Source organism: Lactococcus taiwanensis (assembly GCF_017068355.1).
Lineage (GTDB): Bacteria > Bacillota > Bacilli > Lactobacillales > Streptococcaceae > Lactococcus > Lactococcus taiwanensis.
This window is the reverse complement of the sequence record NZ_CP070872.1, coordinates 639,099-653,082: the sequence shown is the minus strand read 5'-3', so window position 1 is coordinate 653,082 and position 13,984 is coordinate 639,099. Positions and strand designations below refer to the sequence as shown.

The window sequence follows — 13,984 nt, the reverse complement described above, 5'->3', positions numbered from 1 at the left end:
ATGCAAGCGGTAGGATTCGAACCTACAACCGCCTGATTCGTAGTCAGGTACTCTATCCAGTTGAGCCACGCCTGCAATATAACAATAAATTTAAACTAGAATTCCTAGTTAAGCGAACGACGAGATTCGAACTCGCGACCCCAACCATGGCAAGGTTGTGTTCTACCCCTGAACTACGTTCGCAATACCTTTTCTGCCTTTCGACAATGCCGACTACATGATTCGAACACGCGACCCTCTGATTACAAATCAGATGCTCTACCAACTGAGCTAAGTCGGCTAATACCTAAGATGCGGATGAAGGGACTTGAACCCCCACGCCGTTAAGCGCTAGATCCTAAATCTAGTGCGTCTGCCAATTCCGCCACATCCGCTAGGATTATGACCCGTGCTGGGCTCGAACCAGCGACCCTTTGATTAAAAGTCAAATGCTCTACCAACTGAGCTAACGAGTCATTAGTATTTCTACTAACGGTTCCGACGGGAATCGAACCCGCGATCTTCGCCGTGACAGGGCGACGTGATAACCGCTACACTACGGAACCTATTCAATTAAGGCTGAACCAACCTATGGGAGTTAACGGGATCGAACCGCTGACCCTCTGCTTGTAAGGCAGATGCTCTCCCAGCTGAGCTAAACTCCCAAACTTGGCCACTCGCCTATCTCCCAGGGGGCAACCCCCAAGTACTTCCGCCGTAGATGGACTTAACTTCTGTGTTCGACATGGGAACAGGTGTATCTCCATCGCAATGATGACCAAATCATTAAATGTTACCTTGAACATTCAAAACTAAATAACAATTCTTCTAACTCATAAACCTTAAGCATTTTATATTTGACTCTTTGGTAAAGTCCTCGAGCGATTAGTACTGGTCCGCTCCACGTCTCGCAACGCTCCCACTTCCAGCCTATCTACCAGATCATCTCTCTGGGCTCTTAATTCTTACGAATGGGTAATCTCATCTTGAGGTGGGCTTCGCACTTAGATGCTTTCAGCGCTTATCCCTTCCCTACATAGCTATCCAGCCGTGCTCCTGGCGGAACAACTGGTACACCAGCGGTAAGTCCATCCCGGTCCTCTCGTACTAAGGACAGATCCTCTCAAATTACCTACGCCCGCGACGGATAGGGACCGAACTGTCTCACGACGTTCTGAACCCAGCTCGCGTGCCGCTTTAATGGGCGAACAGCCCAACCCTTGGGACCGACTACAGCCCCAGGATGCGACGAGCCGACATCGAGGTGCCAAACCTCCCCGTCGATGTGAACTCTTGGGGGAGATAAGCCTGTTATCCCCAGGGTAGCTTTTATCCGTTGAGCGATGGCCCTTCCATGCGGTACCACCGGATCACTAAGTCCTAGTTTCCTACCTGCTCGAGTTGTAGCTCTCGCAGTCAAGCTGGCTTTTACCTTTACACTCTACGATTGATTTCCAACCAATCTGAGCCAACCTTTGAGCGCCTCCGTTACTCTTTAGGAGGCGACCGCCCCAGTCAAACTGTCCGTCAGACACTGTCTCCCTGGCCGATTATGCCAGCGGGTTAGAGTAACCATAAGTCAAGGGTAGTATCCCAACAACGCCTCAATAGAAACTAGCGTCCCTATTTCAATGGCTCCTACCTATCCTGTACATGACTTACAGGTACTCAATATCAAACTACAGTAAAGCTCCATGGGGTCTTTCCGTCCTGTCGCGGGTAACCTGCATCTTCACAGGTACTAAAATTTCACCGAGTCTCTCGTTGAGACAGTGCCCAAATCATTACGCCTTTCGTGCGGGTCGGAACTTACCCGACAAGGAATTTCGCTACCTTAGGACCGTTATAGTTACGGCCGCCGTTTACTGGGGCTTCAATTCATACCTTCGACTTACGTCTAAGCACTCCTCTTAACCTTCCAGCACCGGGCAGGCGTCACCCCCTATACATCACCTTGCGGTTTAGCAGAGAGCTGTGTTTTTGATAAACAGTTGCTTGGGCCTATTCACTGCGGCTGGCTTTTACACCAGCACCCCTTCTCCCGAAGTTACGGGGCTATTTTGCCGAGTTCCTTAACGAGAGTTCTCTCGATCACCTGAGGCTACTCGCCTCGACTACCTGTGTCGGTTTGCGGTACGGGTAGATATGACTTTACGCTAGAAGCTTTTCTTGGCAGTGTGACATCACGGAGTTCGCAACCGTAGTTGCTTCCCCATCACAGCTCAATGTTAAAGAGAAATGCATTTGACACATCTCACACCTCACTGCTTAGACCAGAATCCATTAACTGGCATCCGTTAGCCTACTGCGTCCCTCCATCACGATCATATCTAGTACTGGAATATCAACCAGTTGTCCATCGACTACGCCTTTCGGCCTCGCCTTAGGTCCCGACTAACCCAGGGCGGACGAGCCTTCCCCTGGAAACCTTAGTCTTACGGTGGATAAGATTCTCACTTATCTTGCGCTACTCATACCGGCATTCTCACTTCTTAACGCTCCAGCACTCCTCACGGTATACCTTCATCGCGGTTAAGAACGCTCTCCTACCATTGATAAAATATCAATCCAAAGCTTCGGTAATATGTTTAGCCCCGGTACATTTTCGGCGCAGGGTCACTCGACTAGTGAGCTATTACGCACTCTTTGAATGATAGCTGCTTCTGAGCTAACATCCTAGTTGTCTGTGCAACCCCACATCCTTTTCCACTTAACATATATTTTGGGACCTTAGCTGTTGGTCTGGGCTGTTTCCCTTTCGACTACGGATCTTAGCACTCGCAGTCTGACTGCCGAACATGTGTATTAGCATTCGGAGTTTATCTGAGATTGGTAATCCGAGATGGACCCCTCACCCAAACAGTGCTCTACCTCCAATACACTTACATTTCGACGCTAGCCCTAAAGCTATTTCGGAGAGAACCAGCTATCTCCCAGTTCGTTTGGAATTTCTCCGCTATCCACAAGTCATCCAAACACTTTTCAACGTGTCCTGGTTCGGGCCTCCAGTGCGTCTTACCACACCTTCACCCTGCTCATGGATAGGTCACTAGGTTTCGGGTCTACATCATGATACTAAGTCGCCCTATTCAGACTCGGTTTCCCTACGGCTCCGTCTCTTCAACTTAACCTCGCATCATAACGTAACTCGCCGGTTCATTCTACAAAAGGCACGCTCTCACCCATTAACGGGCTCGAACTTCTTGTAGGCACACGGTTTCAGGTGCTATTTCACTCCCCTCTCGGGGTTCTTTTCACCTTTCCCTCACGGTACTGGTTCACTATCGGTCACTAAGGAGTATTTAGGGTTGGGAGATGGTCCTCCCGGATTCAAACTGGATTTCGCGTGTCCAGCCCTACTCAGGATACTGCTAGGTATAAGCGCTATTTCGTCTACGGGATTATTACCCTCTTTGATTAACCTTCCCAGGTTATTCGACTATAATGCTTAAGTCCACGTTGCAGTCCTACAACCCCAAGAAGCAAGCTTCTTGGTTTGCCCTTCTTCGCGTTCGCTCGCCGCTACTTACGAAATCGTTTTTACTTTCTCTTCCTGCAGGTACTTAGATGTTTCAGTTCTCTGCGTTACCTTCACGTAAGCTATGTATTCACTTACGGATAACTGCTAGTAGCAGCTGGGTTTCCCCATTCGGAGACCTAGGGATCAATGCGTACTTACTGCTCCCCCTAGAATATCGTCGTTAGTCACGTCCTTCATCGGCTCTTAGTGCCAAGGCATCCACCGTGCGCCCTTATTAACTTTGCCATGATGATTTAAATCATCGTTTTTCAAGTATAAGTTTGTAAATTCTTTAAAATTCACAGCTTTTCGGTTTATTTATCGTTATTAGATATTGTTATTTAGTTTTCAATGTTCAAGTTTGAAACTTTCGTTTCAATGGAGCCTAGCGGGATCGAACCGCTGACCTCCTGCGTGCAAAGCAGGCGCTCTCCCAGCTGAGCTAAGGCCCCACAATCAAGAAGTTGATTCTTGTGTAGGTTTTTTACTAAACCCCTCAAAACTGAATAAAGTTGAATGCTCACTCTTGTATATATTCCTTAGAAAGGAGGTGATCCAGCCGCACCTTCCGATACGGCTACCTTGTTACGACTTCACCCCAGTCATCGGTCTTACCTTAGGTAGCGCCCTCCTTGCGGTTAGGCAACCAACTTCGGGTACTCCCAACTCCCGTGGTGTGACGGGCGGTGTGTACAAGGCCCGGGAACGTATTCACCGCGGCGTGCTGATCCGCGATTACTAGCGATTCCGACTTCATGTAGGCGAGTTGCAGCCTACAATCCGAACTGAGAATGGTTTTAAGAGATTAGCTAAACATCACTGTCTCGCGACTCGTTGTACCATCCATTGTAGCACGTGTGTAGCCCAGGTCATAAGGGGCATGATGATTTGACGTCATCCCCACCTTCCTCCGGTTTATCACCGGCAGTCTCGTTAGAGTGCCCAACTTAATGATGGCAACTAACAATAGGGGTTGCGCTCGTTGCGGGACTTAACCCAACATCTCACGACACGAGCTGACGACAACCATGCACCACCTGTATCCCGTGTCCCGAAGGAACTTCCTATCTCTAGGAATAGCACGAGTATGTCAAGACCTGGTAAGGTTCTTCGCGTTGCTTCGAATTAAACCACATGCTCCACCGCTTGTGCGGGCCCCCGTCAATTCCTTTGAGTTTCAACCTTGCGGTCGTACTCCCCAGGCGGAGTGCTTATTGCGTTAGCTGCGATACAGAGAACTTATAGCTCCCTACATCTAGCACTCATCGTTTACGGCGTGGACTACCAGGGTATCTAATCCTGTTTGCTCCCCACGCTTTCGAGCCTCAGTGTCAGTTACAGGCCAGAGAGCCGCTTTCGCCACCGGTGTTCCTCCATATATCTACGCATTTCACCGCTACACATGGAATTCCACTCTCCTCTCCTGCACTCAAGTCTACCAGTTTCCAATGCATACAATGGTTGAGCCACTGCCTTTTACACCAGACTTAATAAACCACCTGCGCTCGCTTTACGCCCAATAAATCCGGACAACGCTCGGGACCTACGTATTACCGCGGCTGCTGGCACGTAGTTAGCCGTCCCTTTCTGGTTAGATACCGTCACACGAGGAGCTTTCCACTCTCCTCGTCGTTCTTCTCTAACAACAGAGTTTTACGATCCGAAAACCTTCTTCACTCACGCGGCGTTGCTCGGTCAGACTTTCGTCCATTGCCGAAGATTCCCTACTGCTGCCTCCCGTAGGAGTTTGGGCCGTGTCTCAGTCCCAATGTGGCCGATCACCCTCTCAGGTCGGCTATGTATCATCGCCTTGGTGAGCCTTTACCTCACCAACTAGCTAATACAACGCGGGATCATCTTTGAGTGATGCAATTGCATCTTTCAAACTTAAAACTTATGTTTAAAGCTATTATGCGGTATTAGCATTCGTTTCCAAATGTTGTCCCCCGCTCAAAGGCAGATTCCCCACGCGTTACTCACCCGTTCGCTGCTCATCCAATCGGTACAAGTACCAATCTTCAGCGCTCAACTTGCATGTATTAGGCACGCCGCCAGCGTTCGTCCTGAGCCAGGATCAAACTCTCAAATAAAGTATTTAAGTCACCGAAGTGACTGGCTTGTCTTTCATTATTGATTGACAGATTTTTGATGTATTTCTACATCACATGAGTCATTCTTCTTTATTCAGTTTTCAATGGTCTAGCTCGCTTCAAGACCCTCGTCTCTCGCGACAACTATTATATTCTATCAAACCTAACTCCCCTTGTCAAGAATAAACTGTGACTTTTTCCCCTTTTTATTCAGTAAACCTCTCAAAACCCTCTGTTGTCACGTTTGTTAATTTGATTTTAAATATAAAGTTTAAATTTTGGTGATACATTTTTTACTTGAAAATATCAATGAGTAAATTGTAAAAATACTAAGGAACTATGTGGAAGTATTTTTAAATAAAAAAAACACCGTAATATGGTGTTTTTTTATTTAACTTATTTTACTTTAGCGGTTGTTGCAATAATTTCTACAGCTTTTTTCATTGCGATATCATGTTTAAGCATATCAACTGGGAGAAGTTTTTCAACTTGTTCAACAGGCATGTTGTATTGACCAGCAAGGTCTTCAATTTCTGCTTTCACTTCTTCATCTGAAGTTGTGAAGTTTTCAGCAGCAGCGATTGCTTCAACAACAAGGTTTGTACGAACACGTTTGTCAGCATCTGCTTCGTATTGTTTATGAAGGTCGTCTTCAGTTGTTCCAGTGATTTGGAAGTACATTTCTGGAGAAATCCCTTGTTGTTGCATCCCACCAAGGAATTCGTTCATTGCACGGTGTACTTCTTCATGAATCATTTCTTCTGGAATTTCTTTGATTTCTGCGTTCGCTACAGCTGCTTCAATCGCTGCTGTTTCAACTGCATCATCATAAGCTTCTGCTTTTGATTCTTCCAATTCCTTACGGAATTTAGCTTTCAATTCATCCAAAGTTTCAACTTCTTCATCGATGTCTTTAGCGAGTTCATCGTCAAGTTCTGGCAATTCTTTCGCTTTAACTTCGTTAACTTTAGTAGCAAAAATAGCTTCTTTACCTGCAAGGTCTTCAGCTTGGTAGTTTTCTGGGAAAGTCACTTTAACTTCTACTTCATCACCAGCTTTTGTGCCAACAAGTTGTTCTTCAAAACCAGGGATAAATTGACCTGAACCGAGCTCAAGGCTGTGGTTAGAGCCTTTTCCTCCCTCAAATTCAACGCCATCGATTGAACCAACAAAGTCAATAACAACTGTATCACCATTTTCCGCAGCACTTTCTTTTACCACGAGTTCGGCCAAATTATTTTGAGCGTTAGTCAAACGAGTTTCTACTTCTTCGTCTGAAACTTCTTTAGATGCTTCTACTTCAACTGTAAGGTCTTTGTAGTCACCAAGTGTTACTGTTGGTTTTACAACAACTTCCGCTGTTAATTCCCAATCTGAACCTTTTTCCATTTTTGCGACATCAACTTTTGGTTGAGCGACAGGTTCAATCCCAGCTTCTTTAACTGCAGCATCATAAGCAGTTGGAAGAACAGCATTTAAAGCTTCTTCATAAAGGGCTTCTTCACCGTACATTTTATTGAACATTTGACGATTGATTTTACCTTTACGGAAACCAGGGACACTAATGTTTGCTTTTACTTTATTAAAGGCTTTGTCAAGCCCAGTTTTGATTGTTTCTTGATCGATTGAAAATGAGAGTGTACCTTTAGTATCACTAGTTTTTTCGAAACTTACAGTCATTTTTTTCTCCTTATTTTGAGCATGTGCTCATAAATTCATACCTTTCAAGATTAGCATAAAAAACGCTATATTTCAAGCATTACTTGCTTTTAACCGCCTAAAAATACCCATTTTATCTAATTTTTTTAAAAAAAGAAGCACTGGAAAAGCCAGTGCTTCTTATTAAACATTATGAGGGGTTCAGTTTATTAATGACCCCTCTCCAAAGATCATGGTTAAAAATATTGGATGGGTTCCCTCCACCAAGAAAACCGTAACCAACCATAAGTCCTAGAATTGCTGCTACAACCAATAAAATCACGACAAGGATAATTAAAGACACTCTCAATCCTAAAAATTTTACGGCCTTTTTAAACATTAAGCATCTTCTCCATCTTCGTCATGCACACGCTCGATTGTTGCTCCTAGTGCACTAAGTTTTTCATGAAATTTATAGTAACCGCGGTCCAAATGGCTGAGTTTTCTCACTGTCGTTTGTCCTTTTGCAACAAGCCCAAGTAAAATCAGAGCAGCACTTGCACGCAAATCTGTTGATTTCACAGCGGCACCTTGTAGATTTGAATTCCCTTGAATTAGCGCAGTATTACGCGTGATATCAACTTCAAGCCCCATCCGGCGCATTTCTTCTAAATGTTGGAAACGGTTTTCAAATACGGTTTCCACCATTACCGACTCACCCTTTGCTACTGCTTGAGCTGCAGTCATTTGTGATTGCATATCTGTTGGAAATCCTGGATGTGGTAATGTTTTTACGCTAGTTGGTTTGAGTTGATCAGGTCCGATGACACGTAAGCCTCTTTCCTCTACGACGAAACTCACGCCCATCTCACTAAGTTTTGAGATTAAGGGGCGATTATGCTCAGCTATAGCATCCTTAATTAATACATTCCCTTGAGTCATAGCTGCTGCTACCATAAAAGTTCCTGCTTCAATACGGTCTTGAACCACGGCGTGGTGCGCACCGTGCATCTTATCCACCCCTTTGATAATCACTGTATCTGTGCCGGCACCTTTAACATTTGCTCCCATTTTATTGAGCAAATTGGCTAAGTCTACTATTTCGGGTTCACGCGCAGCATTTTCAAGGGTTGTAGTGCCTTCAGCTAAGGTGGCCGCTAAGATTAGATTTTGAGTCGCACCTACCGAAGGGAAGTCCAAATAAATGTGAGCACCTTTTAATTTATCCGCTTTAGCTTCAATGTAGCCTGCGTTTTGCGTAATTACTGCACCCATTTGTTCAAAACCGCGCAAATGCAAGTCTATTGGACGAGAACCAATTGAGCATCCTCCTGGCATTGAAACCCGTGCCTGACCATTGCGCGCTAGAATTGGACCCATAACAACAATTGAAGCTCTCATTTTACTTACATATTCATAAGGTGCTGTCGTTTTGATTTCAGCGCCCGCTTTTGCAATGATTTGCTTTTCTTCTTGGTCAAAAGTGATATCTACGCCAAGATGATCAACCAAGTTGTTCATCATGAACACATCACTTAAAATAGGGACATTGCGTAAAGCTACTTCGCCTTCACTTGCAAGGAGTGTGGCAGCAAGCAGTGGCAAGACTGCGTTTTTTGCGCCTTCGATTTCAACTTCACCTTGCAGTTTAGTATGTCCACCTTTTACGATAATTTTATCCATTTATTTATTTCCTATTTCTTTTTGTATTTCTAAATTATAGCACAAATGCTTGGGCTGGTTTTCAAAAAGTTTTCGGTTTAATTAATTTCTGATGTATTTTTGAATTTCGGAAATTAGTTTTGCAGGAGCCGTGAAAACCTTTTCCCGACAGTTAAGCTGGGGCATTTCACCAGCAAGTGTCATTGTAACATAACCGATTCTATCAGCGATGATACTTCCTGCGGCATAATCCCAGGGCTGTAAATTGCTAAAATAAGCCACAATTTTTCCGTCTAAAAGCTGTCCATAGCTAATCCCAGCACTTCCAATAATTCTTACCCCTAGTGTATGTTGGCTCAGATCAAGTAGCCCACTATAGTTGGTACGGTACATATAGCTATTTACACCAAGCAAACTGTGGGCTAGCGATGCTTCCTTCATTACTAATTCCCTTTGATTGCAAAAAGCTTTATGACTATCACACCAGTATAATTTATCTTGCATTACATCCAGAATCAAGCCGAATTTCCCGACTCCAAATTCATAATAAGCCACCATAATGGCAAAATTATCCTTTTGTACAATGAAATTTGTTGTCCCGTCAATCGGATCAATCACCCAAAGGTGAGGTGTTTTATCGTCATAGCTCTGTTTTTCTTGGTCTTCCTCGGCTAAAATTGCATCATTTGGAAAGTGGTGGTGAATTTTCTGAACAAGTTGTTCTTGAACTTCTTGGTCAAAATTAGTCACTAAATCATCATATCTCGTTTTCTCGGTAATTTCGAGGGGTGCTGTGATATTCTCTTTTAGAAAGTTTCCTGAATCACGCACCCAGTCTTTCGCTAATTCAAGCCTGGTCAGCACTGACAAATTTTTTTCCACTCGCCGTAACCTCCTTGACCGCACGGTACAGTGAGTAACCACTGCTCGCTTCAAATTCACGGCCCAGCTGCTTTTCTTGCATTTTGGAAGGAACAATTTTTTTAAATTGTGCATAAGCGTTCAAAAATGCTTCTTTTTCAACTTTACTTTCATAATATTTTTCCACTTGATTGAAAAAAGAGAGCACTTCTGTCATCTCAGCAGTACTCCAACTTAAATCAAGAGGGTAAGTATAATTTTCTTTCATTCTCTCTATCTTTCATAGAATTATCAATAGATAACTTAGAGCGTGAGGCAAAATAATTACTGACAGCCTGGTCAGTAATTATTTAAGGGGCTATTCCATTGTGCTTAACATTTCAACACGACGATATTCACGCGGCAGAAAAGCTCGGATTTCATCTTCATTAAATCCAATCTGCAAATGTTTTGTGTCTGTAATAATGGGACGACGTAGCAAGTTAGGAAACTCTGTCACAAGATCTAAAAGTTCATTAATTGTGAGGTTATCCACATCGACTGCCAACTTTTGGAAGACTTTTGACCGTGTTGAGATGATGTCTTCAGTTCCATTTTCAGTTTTCGTCAAAATTTGACGTAAGTCGTCAACTGTCATGGGTTGGGTCAAGATATTATGTTCCACAAAGGGAACCTTATGGCTTTGGAGCCAAGCGCGCGCTTTACGACAACTTGTACATGAAGGCGACAAATATAAATCAATCACAGTCTTACTTCCTCTTCTTATCAATTTATCAGCAAAACATTTCATTGATTGCCATCATCTGACAATACTTATTTTACGTCTGACAGTATTATACCAAAATTAATCTAGCAAAAAAAGCCGTCAGTGACATCCTGCATTTTTTGGATGACAAAAATTACTCATTCATGTCCTCAAATGTTTCTTGTAGGGTTTCAAAGTCCAATATTTCAAGCTGATATTCTGCCATTTGTTTCATTCGTTCGACCATATACTTGAGCTTGGTTTCATTTTCTTCATCATAAAAAACAAGTGCCCCTTCAGTATTCTCCAGTAGAAAATCATTGTACTGACGGAACTGGCTGGGGTTTTCGTAAGTCTGATAAGCGTATTTTACAAAATCCACCTCTTTAAAATGAGCGAGTTTTACTTGATTATTTTCATTCCAATTTTGCCCATGTGTTTCAAAAGAAAAAATCGTACCAATTTGAAAATTATAATCTTTTTGTAATTCTTTGGCTACATCTAATGCCCAATATTCAAAGCCAAGATTACCCGTAAAAATCAGCCAATTTAAACCTTCTTCCAAATAGCGAATAAGCCTATTTTTTACGGCTTTTTTAATGATTGACACTTTGATATCTTTTTCATTAAAAATTCCTAAATCAAAACTTGTATAACCCATGATGAGCAGTGAATTCATAAATATTTTCCCCTTGTCAAAAATATGCTATAATGACATTATATAACTAACTGAAAAGTTTATAAAGGTGCAACAAAAAAATGGTCAATTATCCTAATGGTAGGTCACGGCCTTATCAGCACGCCCCAAAGAAAGAAAAATCACTGACAGAGCTGTCAGTAACCAAAAAGCGGGCGGATAAGCTGAAAAGTTCCGTTGCTTTTGGAAAACGTGGGATGAATTTTGAAGCAGAAATTAATGCGACAAATGAATACTACCTTTCTCATGGCATGGCTGTTATCCACAAAAAACCTACCCCTATTCAAATTGTAAAGGTCGATTATCCACGACGGAGTCGGGCTAAAATTACCGAGGCTTATTTCCGACAAGCTTCAACTACCGACTATTCTGGTGTTTACAAGGGACGTTACATTGACTTTGAAGCAAAGGAAACCCATCAAAAAACGGTATTTCCTTTGAAAAATTTTCATGAGCATCAGATTGTTCATATGAGTAACGTTCTTGCGCAGGCAGGAATTGCTTTTGTTTTATTACATTTTGCTACTCTTGATGAAACTTATCTTCTGCCTTCTTCCTATTTGATTAAATTTTATCGAGAAAAGCAAGGCTTAAAATCGATTCCGATTGATTATATTCGGGAAAAAGGTTATAAAATTGAAACCCATCAAATCCCTAGAATTCCATACCTAGAGATTGTGAATAAACTTTGTGAGGTAAATTAAAATTTCTAAGAAACAAAAGAAACACGACCATAAGCAGCGTAAGAAACATAGTAAAAGTAAGACAAGATGGTGGACAGCCCTCAAATTATTTTTAATCGTCTTCTTTTCAGCTATTATCCTTGGGCTTGCAGCTGGCGGGGCTGTGTTTGTCTACTATGCTAAAGATGCCCCAAAACTTGATCTCAACCAATTAGAATCCATGCCTTCACCAAAAGTATATTCTACAGATGAAAAATTGGTTGCCACCTTGGGTTCTGAACAACGTAATTTGGTTCAAACAGATAATATACCCGTGATGTTAGTTAATGCGGTAACTTCTATAGAAGACCACCGCTTCTTCAATACACGTGGTATTGACCCCATCCGGATTGCAGGAGCATTTGTTAATAACGTTAAAGGTGGCTCACTCAATGGGGGATCCACGCTTGACATGCAGCTGATCAAGCTTTCTTTTTTCTCTACCGAGAAATCAGACCAGACCTTGAGTGTAAAAATTCAAGAGGCTTGGATGGCTTTGAAACTGGATCAAAAGTGGACAAAAGAGCAAATTTTTACGGCTTATGTCAACAAAGTCAACATGGCAAATGGTTATTATGGAATGGGCACAGCAGCCGAAGCTTACTATGGTAAAAGCCTAACTGATCTTTCAATTGCTCAATTGGCACTGCTGGCAGGAATGCCTCAAGCCCCTTCAACATATAACCCTTATACTAATCCTACTGCAGCCAAATATCGGCGAGATTTAGTCATCAACGCTATGTATCGTTATGACAAAATTACGGCAAGTGAGCGCAAAACTGCGTTAGCAACACCAATAGATGATGGGCTTCAACCTTTACAACCTAGTGCCACTATTCCAAGTTATGCTGATAATTTTCTCAAGCAGGCCATTGCCCAAGCTAAAACCCTTGCTGGTGATGACATCTTGACCAAAGGGGTCAAAATTTATACGACCTTAGATACCAATGCTCAGCAAAATCTTTATAATATCGTCAATACGAATGATAGTGTGGCATTCCCTGATGACAACCTTCAGGTGGCTTCAACAGTTATCAATGTCCAAACGGGAGCTGTTGTCGCAGAAATAGGAGGACGTAAACAGCCTACTGATGTCACCTTTGGATTGAATCAAGCTGTCCAAACAGATCGTGACTGGGGTTCCACAATGAAACCTATCGTGGATTATGGTCCAGCCTTTGAAAACAACGTCTATACTTCAACAAATGATATTGTCACCGACGCCGCAACGACTTATCCTGATGGTACGGCGCTAAAGAACTGGGACAGTAATTACATGGGAGCGATGACCGTAAAAAATGCGCTCGCCCTCTCCCGGAATATTCCAGCAGTAAAAACTTTGATTAATGTTGGTTTAGATAAATCCAGTAAATTCGTCAATGGTTTAGGAATTAATCTTGGTAATATGCAATATTCCAATGCGATTTCAAGCTATGCGACTGTACCTACAGACGAAAAAGACACAGGGAATAAATATGGTGCCAGCGCTGAAAAAATGGCTGCTGCTTATGCTGCATTTTCTAGTGGTGGAATTTACACCAAACCCTATTACGTGACTAAAGTAGTCTTCCCTGATGGACGGACAGTAGAATACAAACCCGAACGTTCACGTGCAATGGAAGCCTCCACTGCTTACATCATGACGGATATTCTTCAAAGTGTCCTTACACTTCCACTCTCACAATCTGTTGGTTCTTATGCAGCTGTACCAGGACTTCCTGCCGCTGGTAAAACAGGAACCTCTAATTATACAGATGATGAATTGGCTCAAATCAAAGAAAAATATGGCGCACTCTCTGGAATGATCTCTCCTGATGAAAACTTTGTTGGCTACACGCCACAATATTCAATGTCTGTGTGGACGGGTTATTCGAATCGGATGACTCCAATCTATGGCACCAGCACACAGATCGCCACTAAAGTATTCTCGGCTATGATGTCAAAATTCTATCCTGATCCTTCTAGTGTTACACCTTGGACAATGCCAGATGATGTCGCTCAACAAGGCACTGCCTTAGTCAAGACAGATGCTTCAGGAACAAGTGAGAGTGCTTCAAGCTCTAACTAAAA

General features: G+C 43.0%; 9 protein-coding genes, 8 tRNA genes and 3 rRNA genes. 2 read left to right on the top strand and 18 right to left on the bottom strand.

What is annotated here, in order from left to right; genetic code table 11:
* Position 1: 1 nt before the first annotated feature.
* The 18 genes from JW886_RS03290 to JW886_RS03205 all read right to left on the bottom strand — a co-directional run bounded on the left by JW886_RS03290 (position 2) and on the right by JW886_RS03205 (position 11,174).
* Positions 2–75: transfer RNA gene (locus JW886_RS03290), tRNA-Arg, on the bottom strand.
* A gap of 36 nt (positions 76–111) precedes the next feature.
* Positions 112–183: transfer RNA gene (locus tag JW886_RS03285), tRNA-Gly, on the bottom strand.
* 24 nt (positions 184–207) lie between these two features.
* Positions 208–280, bottom strand: a tRNA-Thr gene (locus JW886_RS03280).
* 12 nt (positions 281–292) lie between these two features.
* Positions 293–374 (bottom strand) — tRNA-Leu (locus tag JW886_RS03275).
* Positions 375–382: 8 nt separating this feature from the next.
* Positions 383–455 (bottom strand) — tRNA-Lys (locus tag JW886_RS03270).
* 17 nt (positions 456–472) lie between these two features.
* Positions 473–545, bottom strand: a tRNA-Asp gene (locus JW886_RS03265).
* 26 nt (positions 546–571) lie between these two features.
* Positions 572–644: transfer RNA gene (locus JW886_RS03260), tRNA-Val, on the bottom strand.
* Positions 645–646: 2 nt separating this feature from the next.
* A 5S ribosomal RNA gene (rrf, locus tag JW886_RS03255) occupies positions 647–762 on the bottom strand.
* Between the two features lie 82 nt (positions 763–844).
* A 23S ribosomal RNA gene (locus JW886_RS03250) occupies positions 845–3,745 on the bottom strand.
* Between the two features lie 133 nt (positions 3,746–3,878).
* A tRNA-Ala gene (locus JW886_RS03245) sits at positions 3,879–3,951 on the bottom strand.
* Positions 3,952–4,042: 91 nt separating this feature from the next.
* Positions 4,043–5,589 (bottom strand): 16S ribosomal RNA (locus tag JW886_RS03240).
* Together the 16S, 23S and 5S rRNA genes with 8 tRNA genes alongside form the textbook arrangement of a ribosomal RNA operon.
* A gap of 396 nt (positions 5,590–5,985) precedes the next feature.
* Positions 5,986–7,269, bottom strand: coding sequence for a trigger factor (gene tig, locus JW886_RS03235; protein ID WP_075524677.1), 1,284 nt, complete (start codon positions 7,267–7,269; stop codon positions 5,986–5,988).
* 169 nt (positions 7,270–7,438) lie between these two features.
* Positions 7,439–7,591: a DNA-directed RNA polymerase subunit beta gene (locus JW886_RS03230; protein ID WP_241003792.1), complete on the bottom strand. Its 153-nt coding sequence runs from the start codon at positions 7,589–7,591 to the stop codon at positions 7,439–7,441.
* Between the two features lie 35 nt (positions 7,592–7,626).
* A complete protein-coding gene (murA, locus tag JW886_RS03225) occupies positions 7,627–8,910 on the bottom strand; it encodes a UDP-N-acetylglucosamine 1-carboxyvinyltransferase (protein ID WP_200407114.1) in 1,284 nt (427 codons plus the stop codon).
* Positions 8,911–8,991: 81 nt separating this feature from the next.
* The gene (locus JW886_RS03220) at positions 8,992–9,771 is read right to left on the bottom strand and encodes an inositol monophosphatase family protein (protein WP_075524680.1); all 780 of its coding nucleotides are present in this window, start codon (positions 9,769–9,771) and stop codon (positions 8,992–8,994) included.
* Positions 9,737–10,018, bottom strand: a complete 282-nt coding sequence (locus JW886_RS03215) for a UPF0223 family protein (protein WP_075524681.1) — start codon at positions 10,016–10,018, stop codon at positions 9,737–9,739. Before JW886_RS03215 ends, JW886_RS03220 begins: the two co-directional genes overlap by 35 nt.
* A gap of 90 nt (positions 10,019–10,108) precedes the next feature.
* Positions 10,109–10,495, bottom strand: coding sequence for a transcriptional regulator Spx (spx, locus tag JW886_RS03210; protein ID WP_075524682.1), 387 nt, complete (start codon positions 10,493–10,495; stop codon positions 10,109–10,111).
* A 154-nt stretch (positions 10,496–10,649) separates the two neighbouring features.
* Positions 10,650–11,174, bottom strand: a complete 525-nt coding sequence (locus tag JW886_RS03205) for an SLOG family protein (RefSeq protein ID WP_200407113.1) — start codon at positions 11,172–11,174, stop codon at positions 10,650–10,652.
* 80 nt (positions 11,175–11,254) lie between these two features.
* Between JW886_RS03205 and recU the strand changes: the two genes are divergently transcribed.
* On the top strand, positions 11,255–11,896 hold the full coding sequence (gene recU, locus JW886_RS03200) for a Holliday junction resolvase RecU (RefSeq protein WP_075524684.1): 642 nt from the start codon (positions 11,255–11,257) through the stop codon (positions 11,894–11,896).
* Complete coding sequence (locus JW886_RS03195) at positions 11,892–13,982, top strand: transglycosylase domain-containing protein (protein ID WP_075524685.1); 2,091 nt, start codon at positions 11,892–11,894, stop codon at positions 13,980–13,982. The genes recU and JW886_RS03195 overlap by 5 nt, the downstream gene beginning before the upstream one ends.
* The last annotated feature ends 2 nt before the right edge of the window (positions 13,983–13,984 follow it).

What these genes read in the sequence shown, in the direction of transcription:
- tig (WP_075524677.1), bottom strand. Translation starts at nt 7,269, where the DNA reads ATGACTGTAAGTTTCGAAAAAACTAGTGATACTAAAGGTACACTCTCA.
- murA (WP_200407114.1), bottom strand. Translation starts at nt 8,910, where the DNA reads ATGGATAAAATTATCGTAAAAGGTGGACATACTAAACTGCAAGGTGAA.
- JW886_RS03215 (WP_075524681.1), bottom strand. Translation starts at nt 10,018, where the DNA reads ATGAAAGAAAATTATACTTACCCTCTTGATTTAAGTTGGAGTACTGCT.
- JW886_RS03205 (WP_200407113.1), bottom strand. Translation starts at nt 11,174, where the DNA reads ATGAATTCACTGCTCATCATGGGTTATACAAGTTTTGATTTAGGAATT.
- recU (WP_075524684.1), top strand. Translation starts at nt 11,255, where the DNA reads ATGGTCAATTATCCTAATGGTAGGTCACGGCCTTATCAGCACGCCCCA.